Here is a 26,946-nt window from a genome sequence, read left to right on the forward strand (position 1 = left end):
AATGTTTAGTACTATTAATATAGCGTTTTGTGCTATAGTGACGACTATATTGTGGCTTCTACTATTCCTTGAAGTGTAAAGTAGACTTTTAACCAATGAAACTTAATGCTAGTTTAAAACGTATATGTATTGAACAAGACGACTTTTTTTAAAAAGAGAGGGGTCCAAACGTTTTGAGTTTGGACCCCGTTTTTTTCCAATATGAGATACTCGGTTGGTTTAATCGTATGGAGGTGCAATGATGGAGAACAAGACTGAAACTGCAGTGTATTGGGCATTTCTGAGTCACGCACAATGGAATATGTATATCGCAGCGACAACAAAAGGGCTTTGTTATGTGGGTTCTTTAAATGCATCATCCGCGGAATTAGCTGTATGGGTGAAGAAACGGATTTCAGGCCATATTCTGATTGAAGACGCCGACGTTTTGCAGCCGTATGCAGTTGAACTGATTGATTATTTGGAGGGGCGGCGAAAAGAATTTTCATTGCCGATGGATCTTCACGGTACGCCTTTTCAATTATCAGTCTGGAGTGCATTACAAGAAATCCCATACGGCCAGACTGTGTCATATTCAGATATTGCTGAACGTATACAAAAGCCAAGTTCGGTCCGTGCAGTCGGAACTGCGATTGGCGCAAATCCGGTATTAATGACCGTACCTTGTCATCGTGTCATTGCTAAAAATGGGAAATTGGGCGGTTTCCGTGCTGGTTTAGAGATGAAAGAGCAATTACTTCGACTGGAAAATCATTTGCAATGGTAGTGGAAGAAAGACGAATGATAAAGAGATTGTATTATCTCTTTATCACCGTTTCTTTATTCGTTACATCGAGTACGTCAAGCAGGAATACAAACACTGGTATACCGATAATCAGACCCCAGACACCGAAGAAGTGTTGAGAAAAAATAAGTACAACGAACGTGTAAAAAACAGGTAAGTCGGTTTTGGAGGACATCAGTTTTGGATTTAATATATACGCTTCAATTCCATGAATAATCATAATCGCGATAAGGACATAAACAACTTTAAGTATTCCCCCGATAGTAAAGGCAATTAAAGTTAAAGGCACCAGTGAAATGATTACGCCTGCTACCGGTATAAGGCCTAAGAAGAAAACCATTATTGTCAAACCAACTATTTGTGGGAATCCAAGTACAATTAATATAATTACCGTTAAAAGCGTATTAACAATTGCGATAATGAATTGAGCTTCAATTACTTTACCGAATGTGCGTGCAAACTTTTTTCCGAAGAATTCAATTTCATAATAAAAAGGAGCTATTTTGCTGTCTTTAAATTTGCTGGTGAATTCTATTAAGCGTGGTTTTTCCAATAGGAAAAACAAACTCAAAATTAAAGCAAGCAACACTTGAATACTCGTTTTGCTAATATCGGAAAAATATTTTACCAGAAACGAAAAACCGTTTTCCAAATAGGCAGCGATTTGATTGGTAGAAATGATGGATTCTAAATAGTTAAGCAAAACATTGTCATGAGGTTCAGCATAGAAGTTGGTAATGCGCTTAATAATTTGACTGATTTCCATTGTGATTAAAGGCAGATATTTTACAATACCAAACATTAATAAACTTACGATTACTGAATAGAGTAGAATCACCAATACCTTCCGATTTAGGCGCACTCGTTTGACCGTAAATTCAACTAGTCGATTCATAAGGAATGCGAAAATAAAGGTTAGTAAGATGATATTCATCATACTTCTGACGCTGAAAAGAATTAAAATTATTAAAGCAAAGATAATAAGACGACGGGGTCCCTTTTTCTCGAAAATATCAAATAATCCATTCATCTGAACTGTAGCTCCTTCATTATTAGTTTGATGTGATAAATCTTCCTATCATTCATATTAGTATTGCCATAAATAATAGAGTTTACTATTTACTCGTAAAAGAATATGTATTATATAGGCGCAGGAGATTTAAACCAATTAGGTTACCTCCCTTTAGTGTTTGATTAATTATATGATACATCGAGCAATAAATGAAATTTTGGGGCATGTTTTAATGAGTGGAAATGGCTACTCAATAAGCTCAGAATGTTGCAACTGCATTATACCTCCTTTACCTTCATTGAATAACAGAAAACCACCCTTGCATATCTAACAAGGATGGTTTTACTATGCTCTGCCAACAATTACTTTTTCGTAGAACGATATAAATCAACCATTGCCTTTTTTCGATCACCAAGAGTAGCAAAATCAAGAGATAACTCTTCATGAATGCCATTTTCATTAATGGTTCCTGTTCTAATTTTTTCGGACAACGTTTTACCCTTATTCAATTTATTACTATCATCTTTTTTCATGCCGATTCCTCCTTTACTAATTGATTCTTATTAATATGGCTCAGAAGCGATTGATTCATGTAGGATATAATTTATAATTAATCACATCTGTTGATTAACCAGAAACAACTAGTAAATAACTTAATAGGAAAATGGGCAATATATATAGTTGGTTTTGATCGCTTTGAATTTAAAACTTCTATACAAGTATCGAAATGACTTAAATAAGTAGGGATGCGACTTTGTCGCATCCCTACTTATTTTTTAGGTAATCGTATGGCGGTTTTTCATTCGCCGCTCTCCAAAAACACAGCTACAAGTAGTACCAAAGCTTTTCGAGACGAAAGAATAGTTCGCTTCTTACCTAGAGAGAAGCGGCCAAAGATACAATTTTGGCCGCTCGAGCCTACTTTTATCGGATCCCTATTTTTATTTAAGGAAGTGTCACTTTCTTATAAAGTATCACATAATCTTAGTTGAGATTAAGCCGAGAATATAATGTGTAACGTGCTAGAGTGCCCGAAATTACATCTTCGGGCACTTACTGTCTCTATATAAAGTCGTCTATTCTTTTCTTTTAAAGTAAATGCATTTTTCACTTGAATATTGCAAGAACGCGACAGGCGATTAATCACAATAGGATAACCGAAAAGAGTGTGGCTAGAAGTGACGTAGTCACTTCTAGCCACACATGACTCACGGTAAGACTGTCGTGATTAAATCGCCGTAAGCGGGCCGGAAATAGTCCAGTGAAAAGGGTGGCTTTCAGCCCTTCTCGCCGGCACTTTATGCGAATAAATGGAATGATCAATAGGTTAAGTCATATCCTGTTAACTTAAGTTGAATTTAGAACGAATAGTGTATACTTGTACCATCTAATTACTACTTTTATAAAGGGGAAATAAATTGATGCAAAGTGTTGAGTCAATCATAATCGATGACATCATTCAAGATATTGTTTTAGGAAAATATAAAGCGAATGACCAATTTCCATCAGAAAATGAACTTGCAGACCACTACCAAGTACCGCGGATAAAAGTCAGGAATGCCTATTTGAAATTGGAAGATATGGGTTATATTTATTCGCAACAAGGAAAAGGTAGGTTTTTAAAACCTAAGCTGCAACAAATTGAATTGCATTTGTCGGGAAGTTCTAGCTTTAGTGAAAAAATGAAACGTGCTGGATATGAACTGGTAACCCAAAACTTGGGGTGTGAAAAAATCGCCTATGATCCGAGTATCTTTGCTAAGTTGCAAGTGCAGCAGGAGGATGAAGTATTTAAGGTTTCAAGACTTCGGATCATAGACGGACAGCCGTTAGCGCTCCATATTTCATACGTTGCAAAATCTGTTTTTCCTCGAATAGAAGTAGAGGGCGGCCACATTCAGTCAATGTTTTCTTATTACGAAGATCAAGGATTCACTGAATTTGTCAGTAGTAAAAGTTACGTAACTATTTCGTTTCCGACGAGTGTCGAGCGAACTCTTCTCGAGTGTACTTCGCTAGTTCCTCTATTAATAATTCAAAGTGATTGTGTAGATGCCATTCAAAAAAACGTGCTAGAATATACAAAAATCATATACCGCAGTGACTTGTTTACATACGTTATTGCGAATGAATGAAGAACAAGCCCTTGTCAATTTGACAGGGGCTTTTTTTTGTTAATTTGCATTTACATTCCTTAATAATTACTTAACATCACGCCACTTGGCAACAAGATAAGATGAGGTTGTGAAGGAGTGAGATGATGAATCGACGCAAACGAACGAAAATACTTATCGATGGCTCACGTAATTTTACAAGAGAATTGGTAAATGAAATTGAACGTAACTACGATATTCATGTTTTAGCTACCCCACAACAAGCGTTAGCGATGGTCAAGTTGAGAGAGACGGCCCAAAAATCACTATTTTACCTTGGAGAAGTACTTGTGACCGAAACAAAGGTTCAGATTAATAATACATTAGGCATCGGAATTATCGTGGGCGATGAAGAAGAATTCTCCTACCAGTTAGCCGTAATCGATGCAGCATATGAAGCAAACTTGGTTGAGACTGAAAAGTGGACATTGCTTTTCGAAGATGAAGAAAAACGAATTCATGAAAACAGACTATTAAAAGAAGCATCCATATTAAAAACAAAAGTTAATTTTGAAATGATGGACGTTTAACTTCATTTCAAAATCTGGGCGCAATTACGCCAAGGTGTAATTGATTTATTAAATTATGTTTAGGAGTGAAACGATGGCCATTGACGTAGTGCACGATACACAAGAAGTTTTTCGGACAATCCTTCATTGTATGTCGAGACCAGGAACGATTAAAAATATTGGTAAAGGCAGTGAACAGGAGGGGCACCGAGAATTTTGCTCGCATTCAATTCTTCTGAGTGCGATTACATTGCTGGATGCAGAAGTTCGTTATCATGTCATAGGTGAAAATACAGCCTCAATCGAAGCACTTTTCTCTGCCCATACATTGTCAAAAGTGACGGATTTACATAAAGCGGATTACATATTCATTATGCAAGATGATCAGCAACAATTCTTACATGATGTATTTACGAAAGCGAAAAAAGGGACGCTTGTGGATCCTCAAAAATCCGCAACGATTATCATGGAAACGGAATCGCTAGCAAATGAGCTATATCTCGTTTTAGAAGGACCAGGAATTGCGAATAAAGAAAACGTAGAAATTCCGGGTAGTGAATATTGGATGGGTGCAAGGGCTGAGGCCAATAAAGAATACCCGCTCGGAGTGGATATGATATTAATCGATAGGCAATCCAATCTGATGTGTCTGCCAAGAACAACGATTATTCACGATCGAGGGGTGTCTTAATGGCTTATGTAGCGGTTAAAGGTGGAACAGAAGCGATTGAAGAATCGATAAAACGCCTCACCTTTGAACGGGTCCAATCACAGGAACTATTAGAAGTGAAAACGATTATGGCGACGATGCGCGGCATGGTTGACCAGGTGATGTCCGAAAGCAGTCTGTACTCGGAATATTTGGCGGCACTTGCCATTAAACAGTCGGAAGGGAATATGGAAGAAGCTGTGTTCCTGTTACGTGCTCACCGTTCTACATTGCCAAGGACTTATTATACGCGTGTTGTTGAAACGGACTTAATGGCAGTAGAACGTAGAATATCCGCGAGTTTCAAGGATATTCCAGGCGGTCAGATATTAGGGGCGTCCTATGATTATACACATCGTTTAATGGACTTTGATTTGATTGATGAATCGAAAAATACGATGAAAGAATGGCTTGACCAATTTTTGAATGAAGAAAATACAATGATAGATAAAGCCAGTTTAACTTCGTTGCCAAAGGTAGTTGATTACCTTCGAAAGGAAAAATTACTTTCCGAAGTAGAAGACGACAACACGGAACCGATTGATGTGACAAAACAAAGTATCCAGTTCCCGACAACACGCAGTGAAAGATTGCAAGTGTTAACGAGAGGACAAACGGGAACTGTCACTTCTCTTGGATATGCAGCAATTCGCGGATACGGTCCAGTACATCCGACAGTTGGAGAACTGCGTGTTGGTAAGTTGCCATTAACGATTGGGTATCCAACAGATAAGACAGATGACGAAGAAAATGATTTTTATATCGGTGAAATTAAAGTGACGGAAGTGGAAGCGTTCGTTCCGGTTTCAAGCCAAAAAGAAAATGATAGGGAAGAAATTGATTTTGAGATAGGTTATGGAATTTGTTTCGGACAGAATGAAACAAAGGCAATTGCCATGAGCATTTTAGATCAGAGCTTAGAATTAGGAAACCAAGGTTACCCGACGCAGGATGAAGAATTTGTTCTGATGCACATTGATTCGGTAGAGTCGAGTGGCTTTATCTCCCATTTGAAACTGCCTCATTACGTTACGTTCCAATCAAAGCTAGATAGCATACGGAAAATTAAAAAGGAGTCTGAAAAATAATGCAGCTAAAAACACATTTCGCTTTATTTGATGAAGGTTCCAAAAAAGAAATACGCAGAGCCATTCTGAAAGCAGTCGCAATTCCAGGGTATCAAGTACCATTCGCTTCAAGAGAGATGCCGATTGCGCGGGGATGGGGAACGGGCGGTCTTCAAATTACTTTGTCGATCATCGGAAAACAAGATGTACTAAAAGTGATTGACCAAGGCGCTGACGAGTCGGTCAATGCCGTTAACATTAAGAAACTAGTCAACAAAACGACAGGTGTCGAAACAACAATCCAAACGAGTGAAGCGACGATTATTCAATCGCGGCACAGGATTCCTGAAGTTCCATTAACAGAAAAACAGATTATGGTTTTACAAGTTCCGATACCTGAACCTTTGAGGTGGGTGGAACCAAGCGAGTTTAAAACGAAAAAACTGCATGCCGAGAATGATTATAGCGGTGCATGGTTGCAGTTGTTTGAACAAATTATGAAATACGGAAAAACTGCTACGAATGCGGATCATCCTGTGCTCGTTCATGACCGTTATGTTATGGCACCAAGCCCGATTCCACGTTTTGATAATGCTAAAATGCACCAGTCGGAAGCGCTGATTTTACTAGGTGCTGGACGAGAAAAGAAAATTCACGCGGTACCACCTTACACGAATGTAGCTTCACTTGCATTTGAAGATTATCCATTTGAAGTGGAATCGTTTGAAGGAAAGAATTGTCGCTTATGTCATTCCACGAACGTCTTTATGGATGAATTGGTTGACCAAGATACAGGGGAAACTCATTACCAATGCAATGATACTAGTTTTTGTCTTTCCGTGTTAAACGAAAACGAAGTGGTTTCGGAGGTGGAATTACTACATGCAAGATAAGCCCATTTTACAAGTGAAAAACCTGCAGAAACAGTTTGGGCACGGATGTCCAGTTTGTACAAACGCCAACGATGGGGTATTGGAAAAAAACTATTGTCCTCATTGTAAAACAGTCTATGCGTGCCGTGACATCTCGTTCGATCTCTACAAAGGTGAAATCCTTGGAATCGTAGGCGAGAGCGGAAGCGGAAAGTCTACGCTGATGCAATGTCTATATTTCGACGAGGCTGTAACGGATGGTGAAGGCTACATAACACTTCATCAGGAGGGAAAGGTAAATATTTTTGAAGAATCTTCTCAACAACAACGTCACATCCGAAATACCATTCTTGGCATGGTGTACCAAAATCCAATTCTTGGACTGAAGATGGACTTTTCATCAGTCGGAAATATTGCTGAAAAGCAAATTGCAGCCGGTAATCGTAGAGTGGATCGAATGGAACAAAGAAGTAAAGAGTTGCTAGAACATGTTCATATTCCGCTGGCGCGAATGAAAGACGAACCGAAGAAGTTTTCAGGTGGAATGCAGCAGCGTGTACAAATTGCAAAAGCACTGTCCAACAATCCTCCAATTCTATTATTGGATGAAGTCACGACAGGTCTTGATTTGTCAGTCCAGGCAAGTGTTCTCGACTTGATAAAAAAGATTCAACGGGAACTTGGTATCAGCATGATTGTTGTATCTCACGATTTAGCCGTCATTCGTATGCTGGCAAACCGAACAATCGTAATGCTTAACGGAACGATTATTGAGCAAGGTTTAACCGATCAAGTTTTAGAAGATCCACAACATGCTTTTACGCAACAACTCGTCTATTCACTAATCTAAATGGAGTGATTCTGTGTACGTACTAACAAATGGCCAAATAATTACAGAAAATCAAATCCTTCAAAACCATGCAGTAGTTATAGAAAAGGATCTCATCATAGCAATCATTCCTGAGGAGGACATTGCGGGGTTCAGTGAATACACACTAATTGATGCACAAGGTGGTTACATTTCACCAGGATTTGTAGACATCCATTCCGATTATATAGAAGGAATTGTTTCTCCAAGGCCAACATGTTTAATGGACTTTAATATGGGCATCCGGGAAGCGGAAAGAATACTGGTCAGTCACGGAATTACAACGATGTACCATTCCCTTTCAATTTATAAGGATGACGGATTTTCACATAAACCGATACGCAATCCACAAAATGTGAATCGGCTCATCGATGCCATCAATGATACACATACGAGCCAGCACTTAATCCGAAATCGTATGCATGCACGTTTCGAAATAGACAATATTGAGGCTGTAGATCGCTTCATTCAAAATATTGAAGAAAGGAAAGTCCATCTTATTTCCTTCATGGATCATACGCCAGGACAAGGGCAATATAGAAACTTAGAAATTTACCGAGATACATTAAAAGGATTCCGTAATATGTCGAATGCAGAGGCGGACGTGCTTATTGCCGACAGCATCACCAAAGAGAAAATCACACTAGAACAAATCAAAGAAATTGCTCAAATCGCTTTGGACAATAATATAGCCATCGCTTCGCATGATGACGACGAACTAGAGAAGCTCTCATTAGTAAAAAGCTATGGGACTACGATTAGTGAGTTTCCGACGACGATAGAGGTTGCGCGAAAAGCAAAAGAACTCGGCTTGTGGACAATCGCAGGGGCACCGAATGTTTTGCTCGGGGGTTCTCATTCTGGAAATTTATCGGCTGCGGAGGCAATTCAAGAACAAACGATTGATATTTTGTGTAGCGATTATTACCCAGCGGCTTTACTTCACTCGCTTTTCAAATTAAGTGATGAATACGGGCAAAATCTTCATGAAATGTTTCAACTAGTTACACTGAATCCTGCAAAAGCAGTCGGAATCGATGATGAAATTGGGTCTATAAAGATAGGGAAAAAAGCGGATATTATCATTATTGAGAAAATGGATGATGGGTTTCCGATGGTCACGGCTTCAATTGTGGATGGGAAATTGATCACAAGGACGATGTATCGATGAGGACAACTGAGGTTCAATTATCAGAAACACCATTTATTCATGACCATTCGGAGCTGACAAACACGCGTCTAGGAATATTTACCGAAGTTGGATTGTACAATTTTATCGAAAATACAGTACTGGATGATTATTCGTATACAGGGCAATTCTGCTTTATCCAAAATGCGCAGATTGGAAAGTTCTCCAACATTGCGGCAATGGTTCGGATTGGTCCTACAGATCATCCGTATGAACGGCCGTCACTTCATCATTTTACCTATCGCCCGCATATGTACGGCTTTGGTGATAGAGATGATGAACCATTTTTTGAACAACGTGTGAGCCGGACAGCATATGTCGGCCATGACACGTGGATTGGTCACGGAGCCATCATTCAGCCTGGAGTAGTAGTTGGCGATGGTGCGATTGTTGGAAGTGGCGCAATTGTAACGAAGGATGTACCTCCATACGCAATTGTCGTAGGTGTGTCCGCAAAGGTTATTAAATATCGATTTTCTGATGAAACGATTGCGGCTTTGCAGCGCATCAAATGGTGGGATTGGTCCTATGAAACCATCAAAGAGCGAATGGATGACTTTCATATTGATATTGAAAAGTTCGTTGCAAAATATGATGGGAGGTAGGATTTTGTGCCGCAGTTAATTGAAGTAAAAGAATTGAGTAAGTCCTTTACGATTCACCATCTGGATAAAAAGATGAGCGCAGTAGATAATATCAATTTTTCCCTTAAAGAAGGTCAATTTATTGGCATCGTGGGAAAGAGTGGTAGTGGTAAATCAACCATTTTAAAAAGTATTTACCGAACATATCTCCCAGAAAAAGGTGCTGTATTATACAGTTCTGAAAAGTTTGGAATGGTCGATTTGTCGCAGCTATCGGAAAGAGAAGTATTATATTTGCGAAAGCATGAGATTGGCTATGTGTCACAGTTTTTAAATGTCATGCCGCGAACGACTGCACGTGAACTTGTGGAGCAGGCTGTAATTGAAATGGGGAAGTCGCAAGAGGAAGCCGGGAGGACGGCAGAGGAAGCTCTCTCTCACTTCGAACTGGATCCCGAGCTCTGGGATAGTTATCCGAACACGTTTTCAGGAGGGCAGAAATTACGATTGAATATTGCATGCGCCATTGTGAAAAAACCACGACTGCTACTGCTGGATGAACCGACAGCTAGCTTGGATAATGCCTCTAAATTGAAAGTGCGTGAAGTGATTGAACGGTTGAAAAACGATGGAACGACATTGATTGGGATCTTTCATGACTTAGAATTTATGGATGGTTTATGCGACAAAGTTTACGATTTACAGAAAAAAACTGTGGTCTGAAATGGAGGAACTACTCATGAAAGCTGACTTACATGTCCATTCAAATTACTCAGATGGGTCCTCTTCGGTGGAGGAAGTGATGCATTTGGCTTCAACAAAAGGGGTAACTCATATAAGCATAGTTGACCACGATACAATCAAGGGTATTGAGTCTGCAAAAATTGAGGGGAAAAACCATGGCATTTCAGTACTTCCAGGTATTGAAATATCAGCATATGATTTTGTGGAAAATCGAAAAGTACATATTCTTGGTTATATGTTTGATGAGAAAGCAACACATATTCAAGAACTTTGCGAACCCTTGTTAAAGAGAAGGCATGAAAACTCCTTGTGGCAAATTGAACAGCTGCAAAAGAATAATTATGATATTCGGGTTGAAGATGTAGCGAAAAAAGCATTGATGTCAGGCGTTATTTATAAGCAGCATATTATGCATTGTTTACTAGATCACCATATTGAAACACCGCTCTATCAAGAACTTTATCAAGCCCTTTTTAAAGGCGGTGGCATTTGTGCCAGGGATATCGAATACGTGGATGCTGTGGAAGCAGTCAAGGCCATCAAGGCGGACAATGGCTTTGCAGTGTTGGCACACCCTGGACAGTTGGATTCATTTGCCCTCATTCCAGAGCTTGTGGAAAATGGACTCGATGGAATTGAACGAGATCATTTGGACCATTCAAAGGAAGACAGATATAGAGTAGATCGCTATGCATTTGAGTACTCGCTGTTTAAGACAGGCGGTAGTGATTTTCATGGTGATTATGGTACTCCCGTTGAAATTGGAGATATCTTGAGCCCAACGCAATTCTTGAAGCAATTAGTATAAAGATTATATGAAGATATTGTAAAAACGACCATTTACATCTATTTATGTGTTGAAATGATAGTGACTAAATAAAGGAGGAATGGGTAGCAGTTGAAATAATAATCCGGCTTTTGAACCAGGCACAGTTACTAAGAAGATTGCAAACCAAACTAAACAATAAAAGGAGAAAATCATGAAAAAAAATCTTTTATCATTTTTAACTATTCTTTTGCTTGCATCAATCCTTACAGCTTGTTCTTCAGGAAGTGCTGCTAATTCTAGTGATACGTTAACAATGGTTTGGTATCCGAACGAATCAGGCAATGATTTAAAAACAGCGCGTGATGAAATTGGAAAAGTGATTGAAGATGTAACTGGCAAAAAGGTGGAGCATAAATTGACGACTGATTACGCCATTGCTATTGAAACAATCGCTAATGGTAATGCTCAACTTGCATTCATGGGTGCACAAGGGTATATCGAAGCGAAAAACAAAAATGGGAAAATTGAGCCTCTCGTTGTACCAAGTGGAAAATCAGGGACAATCGATGATGCAGTTTACTATAGTTGGTTGGCTGTGAACAAGGCAGATGCAGAAGACTACAAAAAAAATGGTGAGTTTGCGATTGATAACATCGTCGATTCTAAATTCTCGTTCGTATCAAGCAGTTCAACTTCAGGTTTTAAAGTTCCATCAAGTGATATCGTTTCTTACTTCTCTAAGGAAGATAAATGGAAAGACTTAACGCCGGAGGACTTAATGGAAGGCGGTACGTTCTTTAAAGAAGTTTTATACGGTGATTCTCACCAAGGATCCGCAGTTAACCTACTAAATGGTCGCGCAGATGTAGCTGCATTTTGTGATACATGCGTCGGAAATTACATTGAAATTGCAGAAGGCGAAGCAAACACAAAAGGAACGGTCTATAAAGTAAAAGCGGATGCTGCTGAACCATTTAATACAGTTCCAGGTGAAGAATTTACATTGATAAATGTAACACCAGTGCTAAATGCTCCTTTCGCAGCAAACACTGATAGCTTAAGCGAAGAAGATTTCAAGAAGATCCAAGAAATTTTAACTTCAGATGAAATTTCAAACAACGAAAAGATTTTTGTTCCGGAAAGTTCTGAAGCTGCAGGTCTATTCAAGAAAACAGCAGATGAGAGGTTTGTTGTAGCAGAAGATTCTTGGTTTGATCCAATTCGTGAATTGTCCAAGTAAGAGGTATAGACGGTTGCAAACGGACATTGGTTTTTACCTTTATTCAGCAGAAGACTCACACCTCCACTAGGTATGAGATGAATGCGGTTTTGTTTTCCTGTTCAGTGGGTGTCCAAAGGCCCGCTGAACAAAGGTAAAGCCTCCGGCGGATGTCACAGATTTTGAAAGGAGTCAATCGAGCAAGCTCGATTCAAAATTTGGACGCAATTACGCCGAGGCGTAATTGATTGAAGATAGCATGTGCCGAAGATGTATTCATTCAGGTACATGCTTTTTTTACAAAGAACTTCAAAAAATGGTGCAAGGAGTTTTTCTAATGGCTTTGTTACATATCAAAAACCTCTCCAAACGATATGGAAAAGACAGAGAGGTACTATCGAAGATTAATATGGAAGTGAATACGGGTGAGTTTGTCTCGATTATTGGACCATCAGGAGCCGGAAAATCAACGTTTTTACGTTGTATCAATCGAATGATTGATACAACCGATGGGGAAATTTTTTTTGATGATGTCAACGTAATGTCGTTATCCAAAAAAGAGTTGCGTAAACATAGAACAAAAATCGGGATGATTTTCCAACATTATAATTTAGTATCCCGTTTAACGGTTATTGAAAATGTATTGCACGGCAGGTTTGGCCATAAAACAACGCTTCAAGGTATTCTAGGACGGTTCACGGAGGAAGAGAAATTACAGGCATTTAGTCTTCTCAAAAAGCTTGGGATGGAAGAACACGCCTATAAAAGATGTGACCAATTAAGCGGGGGGCAAAAACAGCGTGTTGGAATTGCACGTGCATTGATTCAATCGCCGAAACTACTACTTTGCGATGAACCAATCGCTTCGTTGGACCCTAACGCTTCTAAAGTTATCATGGATCACTTGCAGCGAATTTCCAAAGAACTGAATATCACTTGTATCGTTAACTTGCACCAGGTCGATGTAGCAAAAAGATACTCCGACCGGATTATTGGATTAAACAGTGGTCAGGTTGTGTACGATGGCACTTCTAAAAAACTGACATCAGAATACATTCATTCAATCTATGGTTCTGAAGCTGGAGATCTCATAATGGAATAGGGGGTACTGCTATGGATATTGAGATTTTCAAGAGAAAGAATAATCGAGTGACGGTATTCTGGATCATCCTAATAGGCATTACATTGCTATCAGCAAAAATTACGGATTTCAATTTTCTGCATGGAATGCAGACTCTGCCAAAAGCTTTTAGTTGGATGTTTTCTAATCTGTATATTACTGCAGAATCACTGGAAAAGATGCCATCCATTATGGACAAATTAATAGAGACCATTTTTCTATCCATTACAGCTACAACCACAGCAAGTGTTTTGGCTCTATTCTTAGCGTTGATGGGATCGCATACGACGAAGGTTAATAACTTTTTTGGGTCATTAAGCAGAATAATTGCTTCGATTTATAGAAATATTCCGATTGTCGCTTGGGCACTCATCTTGCTGTTGTCATTTGGACAAAATGCATTGACTGGTTACTTTGCATTGTTTCTTGCAACGTTCGGATTTTTAACACGTGCGTTTATTGAAACAATTGACGAAACAAGTAGCAGTTCAGTGGAAGCTTTGCGGGCAACTGGAGCTACTTATTTTCAAGTCGTAGCTAAAGCGGTCATTCCGGAGTGTTTTCCGCAAATGATTAGTTGGGTGTTGTACATGATTGAAACGAATATTAGAAGTTCGACACTAGTTGGTATTTTGACTGGAACGGGGATTGGTTTCGCATTCGATCTCTATTACAAGAGTATGAACTATAACGTAGTCAGCTTGATTACTATTAGTATTGTCGTTGTTGTCATCGGTATCGAACTTGTTTCCAACTATGTAAGGAGGGTTATTTTGTAATGACCATCGTTCAAAGCAATATGGCTTTTGATGTGAAGAGAAGCAGTTCGGGGAAAATTAAATTAAAAGTTTGGAACAAATCGCAGGTTGTAACGATGGGTACGTTCGTGGCACTTCTTTTTTTAACAATCTACGGGTTTCTAACGTTCGATTATAAAGAAATCTCTTTAATAGAAGCGGGCGCAGCAACCCTTCATAATTTAAAAGTCATGTTTTTAGAACCCGTACTCAGTCATTTCACTTTTTGGGAGGCTGTCTATCAAGTAGGCCTGACAATGGGGCTTGCATTATTGTCGACGGTATTAGGAGCTGTCCTATCTTTATTTATCGCATTATTTGCTGCAAAGAATTTATCGACGAAGGTTGTGTCAAACGCCATTATTATTGTAGTCGCGTTTGTTCGAGCAGTCCCCACTGTATTATGGGTATTAATCTTCGCGATTGCTGCAGGACTCGGAAGTGAAGCGGCAATTATCGGTATGACTCTTCACACAGTCGCGTTTTTAGTAAAGGCGTACTCAGAGTCATTTGAGGAATTAGACGATGGTATTTTAGAGGCGTTACGGGCAAGTGGGGCTAATTGGTGGCATATCGTAACTAATGCAGTAATCCCTTCAACAGCAGCTTCCTTATTGTCATGGACATTTTTGCGTTTTGAAACAAATTTCACTGTAGCGGTTGCGATGGGGGCGGCTGCTGGGGCGGGTGGCATTGGTTTTGAATTGTTTATGGCTTCCGGTTTCTATTTCGACCTACGAGAAGTCGGTTTTATCACGTATGCGATTTTGATTGTTGCGATTGGGCTTGAACTGTTATCGACACAATTGAAAAAACGATACCTAATGGACGCGGCAGTAAAGTAGTAGATTTAAAAACTGTCTATTATTGAAAAAATATATCCATATTGGAGGAATTTAATTTGGAGAAAAAAGCTGTGTTTTTTGATTTGGACGGAACACTTTTAAATGAAGATAAGGTTGTATTGGAGTCGACGAAAAGGGCAGTGCATACGCTGCAGGAAAAAGGCATTTATACAGTAATATCTACAGGACGTTCGCCTCAAATGTTTAACTGGCTTTTAGATGAACTTAATATAAACTCCTATGTATCAATGAATGGCCAGCACGTTGTATTTGAAGGGGAAGAAATCTATTCGAATCCGATGGACCCTGAAATGTTGCATAACCTTGCAAGTTTAGTGAAAAGTAAAGGTCATGGCCTTGCTTACTCCAACAACCAAATGAGTAAAGTAAATGAAGATAATCATCCGCATATTATTCCTAGTTATGAAAGCTTGAAACAAGTTTATCCGCTTGTAGAACCAGAATTTTATAAGCATTTCCCGGTGCATCAAGTTCAACTGTATTGTGAACGAAAATATGCAAAATTGTATGTAGAGCGCTATTCGGATCATACCTTCATTAATTGGGGGGATTATGCGTCCGACGTGCTTCCAAAGGGATCATCCAAGGCAGTAGGGGTTCAGAAAGTGCTTGAGAAACTTGGTATACAGAAAGAGAATAGTTATGCGTTTGGAGATGGAACGAACGACTTTGAAATGATTGACTTTGTTGGAACAGGTATCGCGATGGGCAATGCAGTTCCGGAGTTGAAGGCTATCGCTGATTATGTAACGACATCATGTTCTGAAAATGGAATTCTGGATGCTTTGATCGAATTAGGCTTATTAGAAACAGCAGACGTAGTTGTAGATTTATACAGATGAATAACACAAAAAGGTGCATCTCGGATTGTTGAGATGGACCTTTTTTCATGGCACAAGTATGAATGAATCATATAGTAAATGATTCGAAAACTGTAAGAATCATTAAAATGATTTGTTAAATCACGTTATATTAAGTCGGATTTAGGGTAAATAGTGTATACTTGTACCATTAGAATGTGGAAGAAGGAGATTAACGTGAGTTCGAAATATGCAGATGACAGTTTAGCATTACATACAGATTTATATCAAATCAATATGGCAGAATCCTACTGGGCGGATGGTATACACGAACGGAAAGCGGTTTTTGAACTATTCTTCAGAAGGTTGCCATTCGGTAATGGCTATGCAATTTTTGCTGGGCTTGAACGTATTCTCGACTATTTAAGAGATTTTCATTTCAGTGAAAGTGATTTGGCATATCTGAGGGATGATCTCGGTTATAAGGACGATTTCATTTCTTATTTAAAAGATATTCGTTTTACGGGAGATGTCTATTCCATGGTTGAAGGGGAGCTTGTTTTTGCAAACGAACCAATTATTCGCGTGGAAGCGACGCTTATCGAAGCGCAGTTGGTTGAGACTGCTTTACTTAATATCGTCAACTACCAAACACTGATTGCGACAAAGGCAAGTCGTATTAAACAAGTCGTTAAAGATGAAATTGTGATGGAGTTCGGAACACGCCGTGCGCATGAAATGGATGCAGCGATTTGGGGAGCGCGGGCCACTTTCATTGGAGGCGTCGAAGCGACCAGTAATGTGCGTGCTGGAAAAAGATTTAATATTCCTGTTACGGGAACCCATGCCCATTCAATGATACAGGCATATAAAAGTGAATATGAAGCATTTCATTCTTATGCGGCGCGTCATAAGGACTGTGTTTTCCTAGTGGATACGTATAATACGTTGAAAATAGGCATCCCAACGGCAATTCAAGTTGCAAAAGAACTTGGTGATAAAATTAATTTCATCGGTATTCGTCTTGATAGTGGAGATATTTCATTCCTGTCGAAAGAAGCGCGTCGTATGCTCGATGAAGCAGGATTCCCTAAAGCGCAAGTCGTTGTCTCCAATGATTTGGATGAATACACAATCCTTAACTTAAAAGCACAAGGTGCCAAAGTAGATGTGTGGGGGATTGGCACGAAATTGATAACAGCTTATGATCAGCCGGCACTGGGAGCTGTCTATAAAATTGTTGCTATTGAAAATGAAACAGGTGTAATGGAAGATACAATAAAGATTTCATCTACAACGGAAAAAGTAACTACGCCCGGAAGAAAAAAACTCTATCGAATTATTGACCGGGAAAACGGAAAGGCAGAAGGCGATTATATTACAATGCATGATGAGGATCCGGCTTCCGAAGAACGCATCAAAATGTTCCACCCCGTCCACACGTTCATTTCAAAGTTTGTTACGAATTTCGAAGCAAGAAATATGCATGTGTTAGTCGTGGAAAATGGCGCTATTATATACGATAATCCAAAGCTTGAACAAATGAGGGATTATGCGATAGCAAACTTAGATTTATTGTGGACTGAATATAAACGCTCTCTAAATCCCGAAGAATATCCCGTTGACTTAAGTCAGAAGTGTTGGGATAACAAAATGCGCAATATACAGGAAGTCCAGGAAATGGTGGAAGACTTTGTTGATCAATAAGGAGGAATTTCGATCATGACACTGCAAGACAGAATCATTGACGCGTTGAAAGTGCAACCTGTTATTGATCCAAAAGCGGAAATCAGGAAATCGATTGACTTTATGAAACAATACGCCACGAAATATGCATTTTTAAATGGCTTCGTCCTAGGAGTTTCTGGGGGCCAGGATTCGACGCTTGTTGGGAAACTTGCTCAACTGGCAGTTGATGAATTGAATGAAAAAGAAGGAACGGATCGTTACAAGTTTATTGCAATCAGACTTCCGTACGGTTCTCAGTTTGACGAAGATGATTGTCAGGATGCACTTGAATTTATTGAACCATCGCTGATTTACACAGTGAATATAAAAGAAGCAGTCGATGCGAGTGTTCGTGCATTGACAGCGGCGGGTGTAACATTATCCGATTTTGCGAAAGGCAATGAAAAAGCCCGGGAACGCATGAAAGTCCAATACTCAATTGCAGCAATGCACGATTGTATTGTTCTCGGGAGTGATCATGCAGCAGAAGCAATCACTGGATTTTACACTAAATTTGGTGACGGCGGCGCAGATCTAATGCCGCTATTTAGGTTGAACAAACGGCAAGGTAAACAATTACTTAAAGAGCTTAACTGTCCGGAACACCTTTACATGAAAGTGCCGACAGCGGATCTTGAAGAAGACAAACCGGCCATACCTGACGAAGTAGCTCTTGGAGTATCGTATGATGATATCGATGATTACCTAGAAGGCAAAGAGTTACCCGAAGAACCGCGCATAGCAATCGAGAACCACTACCTGCGTTCAAAACATAAACGGTATATGCCGATTACGATATTTGATGATTTTTGGAAGTGATTAAAGGACTCCTGTAGGGGGTCTTTTTTTATGCAATTTGAAGCGTTAAAAATAGACATCGTGGATACGCGCTAACATATTAGATTAAGCGACAGTTTGTGCTAATGACTACGTTGCTTAAGTTGTTCGGAAAAGGAATATCCTGTATTATGGAAGTATGTTTTGTTAATTTTCGGACAAATAACCACTATATACAATTGGGGGAAATGAAATGACGCATCAAGAGATGATTGAGAAGGTTTTAACCAATATTGATAAAGTGATGATTGGGAAACGGAATATAGCTGAGTTAAGTATCACTGCACTTCTTGCAAGGGGACATGTCTTGCTTGAAGATGTACCAGGCGTTGGGAAAACCATGATGGTAAAAGCATTGGCTAAATCAATAGGTGCAGATTTTAAACGCATTCAGTTTACTCCGGATTTGTTGCCTTCTGATGTCCTAGGTGTTTCAATTTATAACCCAAAAGAGATGGAATTCGAGTTTAGGCCAGGTCCAATCATGGGGAATATTGTTCTTGCTGATGAAATTAATAGAACTTCACCAAAAACCCAATCTTCACTTCTTGAAGGAATGGAAGAATCCTCAGTGACAATTGATGGAGAAACGATGCGGATCCCTCAACCATTTTTTGTCATGGCTACACAGAATCCAATTGAGTATGAAGGAACGTATCCACTCCCAGAAGCGCAATTGGACCGTTTTCTTTTTAAATTAAAAATGGGTTACCCAACGAAAGCTGAAGAGATTGAAGTGCTAAATCGTGCTGAAAAGGCTGTCCCAATTGATAGTTTGGAAACAGTCATTTCTCTTGGTGATCTAATCAATCTGCAAAGTGCAGTAACTGAAGTCAAAGTCGACGATACGATTAAGTCATATATCGTGGAGTGTACATCGCAGACGCGTAATAATCCATATGTGTATCTTGGGGTGAGTCCGCGCGGTTCACTAGCACTTATGAAAGCATGTCAGGCTTATGCAATGCTAAAAGGGAGAACGTATGTTACACCGGATGATGTCCAGTATTTGTCCCCGTTTGTATTTGGCCACCGTATGATTTTGCGGCCTGAAGCGAAATACGAGGGGATTTCCACAGATGAAATTGTGGAAAGGATATTAGCGAAAGTGTATGTGCCAGTGGATAGGATTCGGGTAAAATGAAGAAAACTAGAAGACTGCTCGAAGTGTCAAGCCGGTTCCTGTTTCTACTATCTGTTATAGTAGGAACTTTTGTATTTGCCATGTTTCAGGGCGGTACGGTAAGTTGGGCAATATTTTATTTTACATTACCTTTTGTGATTTATTCCATCCTGTTATTTATATATCCAATGTCAGATATGACCGTTGAACGGATAATTCGAACACCTCATGTGCAAAATGGAGAGAAATTAATTGTATCATTAACTGTGAAACGCAAAAGTCGCTTTCCCTTACTCTATACAGTTGTGGCAGAAAAATGGAGTGAGGATGAAATAGCCCGAGTGGCAAATTCTAAATTAAAACGCCTCCATATCTTTGGGTTTCGTAAAGAGATCCAATGGGATTATGAAATCGAACATATGCCAAGAGGTGAGCACATTCTTCGAGGGGTTACAGTCGAGATCTCTGACTTTTTTGGATGGTTACGTAAGACGAAGTTTATTGAAGCGAAAAATACGATTCTTGTGTATCCCAAAATGACTGACATTCATTATGTTCCTTTCGATACACAGTTTGACCGTGGAACAATCGCTTCACCTTTGAATATCGTCAAAGATACGACAATGGCGACAGGTGTCCGGAATTACCAGTCAGGAGACCGGGTGACATGGATTCATTGGAAATCATTCGCCCGTACGCAGACGCTTATGACAAAAGAGTTTGAGGATAAAAGATCGCAAGAGTTATCCTTAATCATGGATGGCAGAGAGACGATTGTGTTTGAGGAACTGGTGGAACTTACTGCATCTATAATGAAGGAGGCTTCAAATCATCAAGCGGGCTTGGCATTGATGACGACTGGCTCGGAACCCGTCTTATTTCCCTTCATCCGGTCCGAAGAGCAACTTCATAGAGCGCTTATTCACTTGGCAAAAATTAAGCCGGATGTAAGTAAAGAGGCTGAAATTGCAGCAGACTTTGGAACAGTTTCTCAGCATGGTGGCACAACTGTATTGATAACAGGAAATCCGGATTGGCATTTACTGCAGTCGGTTTTGCGTAGTTCGAAAAATACGGGTTCCATCGTTTGCTTTGCAGTGGTAAAACGAGATAATCAGATGTTGAAAACAATTGAGGAAGATGTTCGTTTGGCAAGGTCAAAAGGGGTTATCGTGCATTTGGTTAGAAGAGAACAGTTTAAGGAAGTTTTTAAAGAGGTGGCGCGGACATGATAGGAACGAGAATAGACAGAAAACTTCTCGTACTTCTATATATACTTGCATTTATTTTGTTAAGAGAATGGCTCATTCCAGTTATTGAAATAACAGATTCAGAGCATTTGACATTATTTCTTTTGTTTGTTGTTTTGGCCTTTTTACTGGCATTAGTCAGAGTTAAGTGGTGGATCGCTGTTTCCCTTAAGGTTCTATATATCTCGTGGGCAATTTATTATGTGTTTACCGGTAAGGTATTATTATCAATAGACTCAATCGTATATTTAATAAAAGATATATTTTCAAATTTCGCTATTATTGCAAGCGGAGATTGGGAGATTATAACCAATCCATTAAGGACTATTCTGTTTTACGCATTGCTTTGGATGACGTGTTATTTAATCCGATATTGGATTGAAGTGAGAAAGAGTATATTACTTTTTTATATTATGACTATCATCTTTATTGCATTTATCGATACTTTTGGACCTTATTCTGCGGATGGAGCTATTTTTAGAATTATGATGGCGGGATTATTACTACTAGGTGTGCTGGCTATTTTCAAACTCGCGGAAAAGTATAATACTGCCATATCAACAGGTACATTCATCTCAATTACTGTCCCGCTCCTAATTGCAGTTGTAATAAGCGCTACTTTTGCGAATTTCTTGCCGAAACAGGAACCTGCCTGGCCGGATCCAATTCCTTATTTTAAAATGATGGTACAAGGCCCTGGTGAAGGCGGCGGTTCGGGAGTATCTACAAGCGGATATGATACGGATGATTCGACCCTTGGCGGTTCATTTGTTCAAGACGACACGCTCGTTATTGAAGCGAAAGTTCCTAGTAAACAATATTGGAAAATCGAAACGAAAAATACCTATACTTCAAAAGGTTGGGAGCAGGTATCAGAGGATACTAACCAGGTTACCTACACGCCAGGCATGAAGATGAGTGCTATAGATAACTTGGGGCTAGAAGCGGATCAATCCCGACAGCGTGCGGAATTGCAAGTCACGGAGGATTTTCCGTTCATTGTTTATCCATATGGGATAAGTATAGTCCACGCAGCTGATGATGTTGTTTTTCTACATTCAGAGGCTTCTGGAAAGTTTAGCACTATAATTAATGGAACTGAGAGCTCTCTAGACTCATACGAAATTGAATTTGAGGACTCAGATTATAGCTTAAAAAAGTTAAGGTCTATAATGATGGAAGATTTCACAGGGGAAACGGAAGACTTTGCACAATACCTGCAACTTCCGGATCAATTGCCTGAGAGAGTAAAAGAACTTGCAGAAACGATTACTGCTAACGAAGAAAGTGTCTATGAAAAAACGAAAGCAATTGAAAGGTATTTTGGCAGAAATGGTTTTGTCTATTCACAACAGGGTGTAGCTATTCCGAAAGCTGGAGATGACTATGTCGATCAGTTTCTTTTCGATACCAAAAAAGGATACTGTGATAACTTCTCCACAGCAATGGTTGTTATGTTGCGTGCAATCGATATTCCTGCAAGATGGGTAAAAGGTTTTGCCCCGGGAGAATATACAAATAACGATGCCGGTGAACGGGTTTATCAGGTAACGAATAACGAAGCGCATTCATGGGTTGAAGCATATATGCCAGGAATCGGCTGGATGCCTTATGAACCCACAATTGGTTTTAGCAACTTGACGGACATCTCCTATGATATTGAGTTGGACTTGAACGATCCTGAAGCGCCAGAAATAAAAGAGCCGGAGAAGCCTAAGTCGGAGAAAGTTGAGAAACCTGTTAAGACCTTAAAAGATAATGAATTAATTGCGTTTTTCAAATCTTTTGGTTCATGGATTCAAACTCATAAATGGATTGTGATCTTGGCTGGACTCGCCGTGGTCCTAATTGTCTGGCGATTATATGCTGTTCGGGCAAAATGGTTACCCAAAGTTCTTGTTCATCTCTACAAATCGGAGAGCAGCGACTGGGTAACATTCGAAAAAAGCTATACGAGTTTATTGAGACAACTTGAACGTCGTGGTTTGCATCGTGCAAATGGAATGACATTGTCTGATTACGCGGTGGATGTTGACAACTATTTTGGTGGCGAAAGAATGAAAATGCTTACAAAAGCGTATGAAAAAGGTTTGTATGGCGGAAACATAACCGATCACGAATGGTCAACATTGCGGGAAATATGGGAAGATTTAATCAATAAGACTTCAGGTTGATTTTTGTCGTGAAGAGAAGTAAGATGAAAAAAGAAGAAGCCCAAGGTGCCCTCATATATATCCGATAATATGGTTCGGATGTTTCTACAAGTTACCGAAAATAACTTGACTATGAAGGTGGATTTAGCTCATAAATATGAGCTTTGTTCGCTTTTTTATAGATGATGAGACGCGCAGAAAGCTGGACTTTCTGACGCGTTTTTTCTCTATTTGAAAAGACCTTGTTGGACGTTTGGACTATGATTATGTTGCACGATGAAAAAATTGATAAAACAGCTGGAAAAGGCTGGGGAATAAAATTAAAAGGAGGTTGTATTATCTTGAAGCAGGACAATATTTTAGTATTGGATTTAGGTAGTAGTGAGAATACGACGATAGCTCGTTGGATTCGTGATTTAGGTGTATATAGTGAAATTCACCCTCATGATATTACACCACAAATGATTGAAGGATTAAAAACGGTAAAAGGAATTATTATAAATGGTGGCGAAAATAATATCATTGATGGTGAAGCGATTGATGTATTAGATGATATATACGCTTTAAACATTCCCGTTATTAGTGTGGGGCATCCTTCTACGAAAGCACTTACAACATTCGAGCAATGGCCGAGTGAAAAGGAAACGAAAGTACTGTTAAAAGATTTCGTGTTCCAAACATGTAAGGCGGAAGCTAACTGGAATATGAAGAACTTCATTGATGATCAAGTTGCTTTAATCCGTAAACAGGTAGGCGATAAGAAAGTATTGTTGGCTCTATCAGGTGGTGTAGATTCGTCTGTTGTTGCGGCATTATTAGTTAAGGCAATCGGCAAGCAATTAATTTGTGTGCACGTAAACCATGGTTTAATGCGTAAAAACGAGTCTGAGGGCGTTATTCAAATGTTCGAAGAAGACTTGGGGGATAACCTTGTTTACGTGGATGCAAGCGAGCGTTTCTTAGGTAAACTAAAAGGGGTAGACGAGCCAGAAGAGAAACGTAAAATTATCGGTAATGAATTTATTCGCGTATTTGAAGAAGAAGCGCGTAAACTTGAAGGAATTGACTTCTTAGCACAAGGAACAATATATCCAGATATCGTAGAATCTGGTACAAAAACGCATAAAGTTGTGAAGTCACACCATAATGTTGGAGGACTTCCAGAAGACTTGCAATTTGAATTAGTGGAGCCGCTATTCCAATTATTCAAAGATGAAGTACGTGCGTGTGGTGTTGAATTAGGTCTTCCGCATGATATGGTATACCGCCAACCATTCCCAGGGCCTGGTCTAGGTGTGCGCGTTTTAGGTGAAATTGAGCCTCTTCGTCTGGAAGCAGTACGCGAATCCGATGCTATTTTACACGAAGAATTTGCACTCGCAGGATTGGATCAGAAAGTTTGGCAATACTTTACAATCATTCCGAACTTCAAGTCTGTTGGTGTACGTAACAACGAGCGTACGTATGAATACCCAATCATTATTCGTGCCGTCAACACAGTAGATGCGATGACAGCGACAGTGGAACAAATCGACTGGCCAATTCTACTAAAAATCACTGACCGCATCATGAACGAAGTAAAAAATGTAAACCGCGTATGCTATGACCTGTCTCCAAAGCCAGGCGGCACTATCGAGTGGGAATAAAATAGAAGTCATCGTATAAAACCGAGAATATGGCTCGGAAGTTTCTACCGGAATACCTTAAATGTTCCGACTACGATTTCGATGGAAGGGGGATACCCCTTCTATTTGAATTAGTTAAAAAGAAGCATGCGAGATACTATCGCATGCTTCTTTTTAATTAAAAAAATAATAATTGAAGAGGAAGTTTTGCATGAAAAAGTACTTTGAGTTCGACAAGCTTGGAACAACCTACCGCCGCGAAGTTATCGGTGGGCTAACAACATTTCTAGCAATGGCCTATATTTTGATTGTAAATCCTTTAATGCTGTCCCTAGACGGTATAACTGGTATCCCGGACGAAATGCGGATGGATAAAGGTGCTGTCTTCGTTGCGACAGCAATTGCTGCGGCAGTCGGTTCACTATTCATGGGGATTATTGCGAGATATCCGATTGGACTTGCACCTGGAATGGGCTTAAATGCATTCTTTGCATTCAGTGTTGTATTAGGAATGGGGATTCCTTGGCAAACTGCACTAACTGGTGTGCTATTTTCAGGTCTAATATTTATTGCTTTATCACTATCGGGTTTACGAGAAACGATTATTAACGCAATCCCTGCGCAACTTAAATATGCAGTTGCTGCGGGTATCGGTCTTTTTATTACATTCCTAGGTTTTCAAAATGCCAATATTATCGTCGCGGATCCAAATACACTTGTCGCGTTGGGTGATTTATCCCAAGGTCCGACCCTACTGGCAATTTTTGGTCTTGTTATTACTGTGATCATGATGGTTCGTAAGTTGAATGGTGCAATTTTTTACGGAATGATAATTACTACTATAGTAGGGATGGTTTTTGGGTTAATCCATTTGCCCAATAAAATCGTTTCCGCTATACCGAGCGTAGCACCGACATTTGGCGCTGCTTTCGATGCGATATTCCAGGATCCGACTTCTTTACTTACAACTCAATTCCTAGTTATTGTTATTACTTTTCTATTCGTGGATTTCTTCGATACTGCAGGTACGCTGGTCGCGGTTGCGAATCAAGCAGGTTTAATGAAAGATGATAAACTTCCTCGAGCAGGTAATGCGCTTCTCGCGGATTCAATGGCTACAGTCACCGGTGCGGTTTTAGGGACATCGACGACAACTTCCTACATTGAATCGACTGCAGGTGTTTCAGCGGGAGCGAGAACTGGGTTTGCTTCTATAGTAACGGGCGTCCTGTTTCTACTAGCCTTGTTCTTTTCGCCGTTGCTGTTCGTAATTACGTCTGAAGTAACTGCGCCAGCTTTAATTATTGTAGGTGTACTGATGGCCTCATCATTGGGTAGTATCGAATGGACACGCTTTGAAGTCGCTGTGCCGGCATTCTTTACAATTATTACGATGCCACTTAGTTATAGTATCGCAACAGGTATTGCGATTGGTTTCATTTTTTATCCCATCACGATGATAGTGAGTGGAAGAGGAAAAGAAGTTCATCCAATCATGTATGGTTTATGGTTTGTTTTTGTCTTGTATTTCATATTCATAAAGTAACGGAAGTGAATTAGAGGGCCTCCTTTTTAATAAGGAGGCCCTCTAATGATTTAATTCAGCACCTTGGATAATTCCTATCTAACATATATTGTGAATAAACTATGGGCCGCCTAAGAGGTTTAATTAGAGTAGTCTAGCCCTACAGTATCAGGCTTTGTAACATGAAGACCTCATCTTAGATCGCCGTCTTTGGATCCCATATCTTCAATTGGTTTTAAATGTTGGAATGATAGATATTAATGAAAACGCAACAAACTTTACAGAAAGAATATAAAACTGTTGACATACGTTTATATGGATGTTATATTTATTAAGCAGTCGGGAGCAAACGACAAATACCGACAGCGAAACACAACAAATGAACCTTGAAAACTGAACAGCAAAACATCAATGAGATACAGCGAGAGTGTGAACGCACTTGAGCAAAACGTTTCGAAGTAAGTCGATTTCGGTCGAACGAAAAGATACACACACAAGAATCTTCGGATTCGAGTCAGCAAGAAATGAGCTATTCATTTTCTTCTATTATGGAGAGTTTGATCCTGGCTCAGGACGAACGCTGGCGGCATGCCTAATACATGCAAGTCGAGCGAAAGTTAGAGAGCTTGCTCTCTAACTTTAG

25 protein-coding genes, 1 rRNA gene and 2 riboswitches are annotated in these 26,946 nt (G+C 39.6%); of the genes, 24 read left to right on the top strand and 2 right to left on the bottom strand.

The annotated features are described in order from the left end of the window. The first annotated feature begins 241 nt into the window (after positions 1-241). A complete protein-coding gene (locus tag AC1TO4_RS13815) occupies positions 242-766 on the top strand; it encodes a methylated-DNA--[protein]-cysteine S-methyltransferase (RefSeq protein WP_482105816.1) in 525 nt (174 codons plus the stop codon). 31 nt (positions 767-797) lie between these two features. On the opposite strand, the gene AC1TO4_RS13820 is transcribed toward AC1TO4_RS13815, so the two are convergent. Continuing rightward, the gene (locus AC1TO4_RS13820) at positions 798-1,814 is read right to left on the bottom strand and encodes an AI-2E family transporter (protein ID WP_482105817.1); all 1,017 of its coding nucleotides are present in this window, start codon (positions 1,812-1,814) and stop codon (positions 798-800) included. A 344-nt stretch (positions 1,815-2,158) separates the two neighbouring features. Continuing rightward, positions 2,159-2,329, bottom strand: coding sequence for a hypothetical protein (locus AC1TO4_RS13825; protein WP_482103144.1), 171 nt, complete (start codon positions 2,327-2,329; stop codon positions 2,159-2,161). A gap of 888 nt (positions 2,330-3,217) precedes the next feature. Between AC1TO4_RS13825 and AC1TO4_RS13830 the strand changes: the two genes are divergently transcribed. The 23 genes from AC1TO4_RS13830 to AC1TO4_RS13940 form a co-directional block, all read left to right on the top strand. After that, positions 3,218-3,931: a GntR family transcriptional regulator gene (locus AC1TO4_RS13830; protein WP_482105818.1), complete on the top strand. Its 714-nt coding sequence runs from the start codon at positions 3,218-3,220 to the stop codon at positions 3,929-3,931. A gap of 125 nt (positions 3,932-4,056) precedes the next feature. Next, positions 4,057-4,479 carry a phosphonate C-P lyase system protein PhnG gene (gene phnG, locus AC1TO4_RS13835; RefSeq protein WP_482103143.1) on the top strand — a complete coding sequence of 141 codons (423 nt, stop codon included), beginning with the start codon at positions 4,057-4,059 and terminating at the stop codon, positions 4,477-4,479. A 73-nt stretch (positions 4,480-4,552) separates the two neighbouring features. After that, on the top strand, positions 4,553-5,149 hold the full coding sequence (gene phnH / locus AC1TO4_RS13840) for a phosphonate C-P lyase system protein PhnH (RefSeq protein ID WP_482105819.1): 597 nt from the start codon (positions 4,553-4,555) through the stop codon (positions 5,147-5,149). Then, the gene (locus AC1TO4_RS13845; RefSeq protein ID WP_482105820.1) at positions 5,149-6,255 is read left to right on the top strand and encodes a carbon-phosphorus lyase complex subunit PhnI; all 1,107 of its coding nucleotides are present in this window, start codon (positions 5,149-5,151) and stop codon (positions 6,253-6,255) included. The genes phnH and AC1TO4_RS13845 overlap by 1 nt, the downstream gene beginning before the upstream one ends. Continuing rightward, entirely contained in the window at positions 6,255-7,127 is an 873-nt protein-coding gene (locus tag AC1TO4_RS13850; RefSeq protein ID WP_482103140.1) for an alpha-D-ribose 1-methylphosphonate 5-phosphate C-P-lyase PhnJ, read from the top strand. The genes AC1TO4_RS13845 and AC1TO4_RS13850 overlap by 1 nt, the downstream gene beginning before the upstream one ends. Next, positions 7,117-7,956, top strand: coding sequence for an ATP-binding cassette domain-containing protein (locus AC1TO4_RS13855; protein ID WP_482105821.1), 840 nt, complete (start codon positions 7,117-7,119; stop codon positions 7,954-7,956). Before AC1TO4_RS13850 ends, AC1TO4_RS13855 begins: the two co-directional genes overlap by 11 nt. A gap of 13 nt (positions 7,957-7,969) precedes the next feature. After that, on the top strand, positions 7,970-9,145 hold the full coding sequence (phnM, locus tag AC1TO4_RS13860) for a phosphonate metabolism protein PhnM (protein ID WP_482105822.1): 1,176 nt from the start codon (positions 7,970-7,972) through the stop codon (positions 9,143-9,145). Further along, entirely contained in the window at positions 9,142-9,768 is a 627-nt protein-coding gene (locus AC1TO4_RS13865) for an LbetaH domain-containing protein (RefSeq protein WP_482105823.1), read from the top strand. Before phnM ends, AC1TO4_RS13865 begins: the two co-directional genes overlap by 4 nt. A 6-nt stretch (positions 9,769-9,774) precedes the next feature. Then, positions 9,775-10,470: a phosphonate C-P lyase system protein PhnL gene (locus AC1TO4_RS13870; RefSeq protein WP_482105824.1), complete on the top strand. Its 696-nt coding sequence runs from the start codon at positions 9,775-9,777 to the stop codon at positions 10,468-10,470. Between the two features lie 16 nt (positions 10,471-10,486). Then, positions 10,487-11,299 (top strand): PHP domain-containing protein, encoded by an 813-nt coding sequence (locus AC1TO4_RS13875; protein WP_482105825.1) that lies wholly within the window; start codon positions 10,487-10,489, stop codon positions 11,297-11,299. A 172-nt stretch (positions 11,300-11,471) separates the two neighbouring features. After that, positions 11,472-12,500: a PhnD/SsuA/transferrin family substrate-binding protein gene (locus tag AC1TO4_RS13880; protein ID WP_482105826.1), complete on the top strand. Its 1,029-nt coding sequence runs from the start codon at positions 11,472-11,474 to the stop codon at positions 12,498-12,500. Positions 12,501-12,816: 316 nt separating this feature from the next. Beyond that, positions 12,817-13,581, top strand: coding sequence for a phosphonate ABC transporter ATP-binding protein (gene phnC, locus AC1TO4_RS13885; protein ID WP_482103133.1), 765 nt, complete (start codon positions 12,817-12,819; stop codon positions 13,579-13,581). Between the two features lie 11 nt (positions 13,582-13,592). Beyond that, positions 13,593-14,378 carry a PhnE/PtxC family ABC transporter permease gene (locus AC1TO4_RS13890; protein ID WP_482105827.1) on the top strand — a complete coding sequence of 262 codons (786 nt, stop codon included), beginning with the start codon at positions 13,593-13,595 and terminating at the stop codon, positions 14,376-14,378. Then, complete coding sequence (locus tag AC1TO4_RS13895; protein ID WP_482105828.1) at positions 14,378-15,241, top strand: ABC transporter permease subunit; 864 nt, start codon at positions 14,378-14,380, stop codon at positions 15,239-15,241. Before AC1TO4_RS13890 ends, AC1TO4_RS13895 begins: the two co-directional genes overlap by 1 nt. A 56-nt stretch (positions 15,242-15,297) precedes the next feature. Then, on the top strand, positions 15,298-16,104 hold the full coding sequence (locus tag AC1TO4_RS13900) for a Cof-type HAD-IIB family hydrolase (protein WP_482103130.1): 807 nt from the start codon (positions 15,298-15,300) through the stop codon (positions 16,102-16,104). A 195-nt stretch (positions 16,105-16,299) separates the two neighbouring features. Next, the gene (locus AC1TO4_RS13905; RefSeq protein ID WP_482105829.1) at positions 16,300-17,769 is read left to right on the top strand and encodes a nicotinate phosphoribosyltransferase; all 1,470 of its coding nucleotides are present in this window, start codon (positions 16,300-16,302) and stop codon (positions 17,767-17,769) included. 15 nt (positions 17,770-17,784) lie between these two features. Further along, positions 17,785-18,609 (top strand): ammonia-dependent NAD(+) synthetase, encoded by an 825-nt coding sequence (gene nadE / locus AC1TO4_RS13910; RefSeq protein WP_482105830.1) that lies wholly within the window; start codon positions 17,785-17,787, stop codon positions 18,607-18,609. A 211-nt stretch (positions 18,610-18,820) separates the two neighbouring features. Then, positions 18,821-19,771 (top strand): AAA family ATPase, encoded by a 951-nt coding sequence (locus AC1TO4_RS13915; RefSeq protein WP_482105831.1) that lies wholly within the window; start codon positions 18,821-18,823, stop codon positions 19,769-19,771. Beyond that, positions 19,768-20,982, top strand: a complete 1,215-nt coding sequence (locus AC1TO4_RS13920) for a DUF58 domain-containing protein (protein WP_482105832.1) — start codon at positions 19,768-19,770, stop codon at positions 20,980-20,982. Before AC1TO4_RS13915 ends, AC1TO4_RS13920 begins: the two co-directional genes overlap by 4 nt. Then, positions 20,979-23,174 (top strand): DUF4129 domain-containing transglutaminase family protein, encoded by a 2,196-nt coding sequence (locus tag AC1TO4_RS13925; RefSeq protein ID WP_482105833.1) that lies wholly within the window; start codon positions 20,979-20,981, stop codon positions 23,172-23,174. The genes AC1TO4_RS13920 and AC1TO4_RS13925 overlap by 4 nt, the downstream gene beginning before the upstream one ends. Positions 23,175-23,205: 31 nt before the next feature. Then, a riboswitch (purine riboswitch) is annotated at positions 23,206-23,306 on the top strand. A gap of 185 nt (positions 23,307-23,491) precedes the next feature. Beyond that, positions 23,492-24,799 carry a glutamine-hydrolyzing GMP synthase gene (guaA, locus tag AC1TO4_RS13930; protein WP_482105837.1) on the top strand — a complete coding sequence of 436 codons (1,308 nt, stop codon included), beginning with the start codon at positions 23,492-23,494 and terminating at the stop codon, positions 24,797-24,799. Then, a riboswitch (purine riboswitch) is annotated at positions 24,791-24,892 on the top strand. Its footprint overlaps the gene before it by 9 nt. A 97-nt stretch (positions 24,893-24,989) precedes the next feature. Then, positions 24,990-26,324 (top strand): NCS2 family permease, encoded by a 1,335-nt coding sequence (locus AC1TO4_RS13935; protein ID WP_482105834.1) that lies wholly within the window; start codon positions 24,990-24,992, stop codon positions 26,322-26,324. Positions 26,325-26,848: 524 nt separating this feature from the next. Continuing rightward, positions 26,849-26,946, top strand: a 16S ribosomal RNA gene (locus AC1TO4_RS13940); the annotation flags it as partial.

The organism is Sporosarcina sp. Y838, from assembly GCF_056786515.1.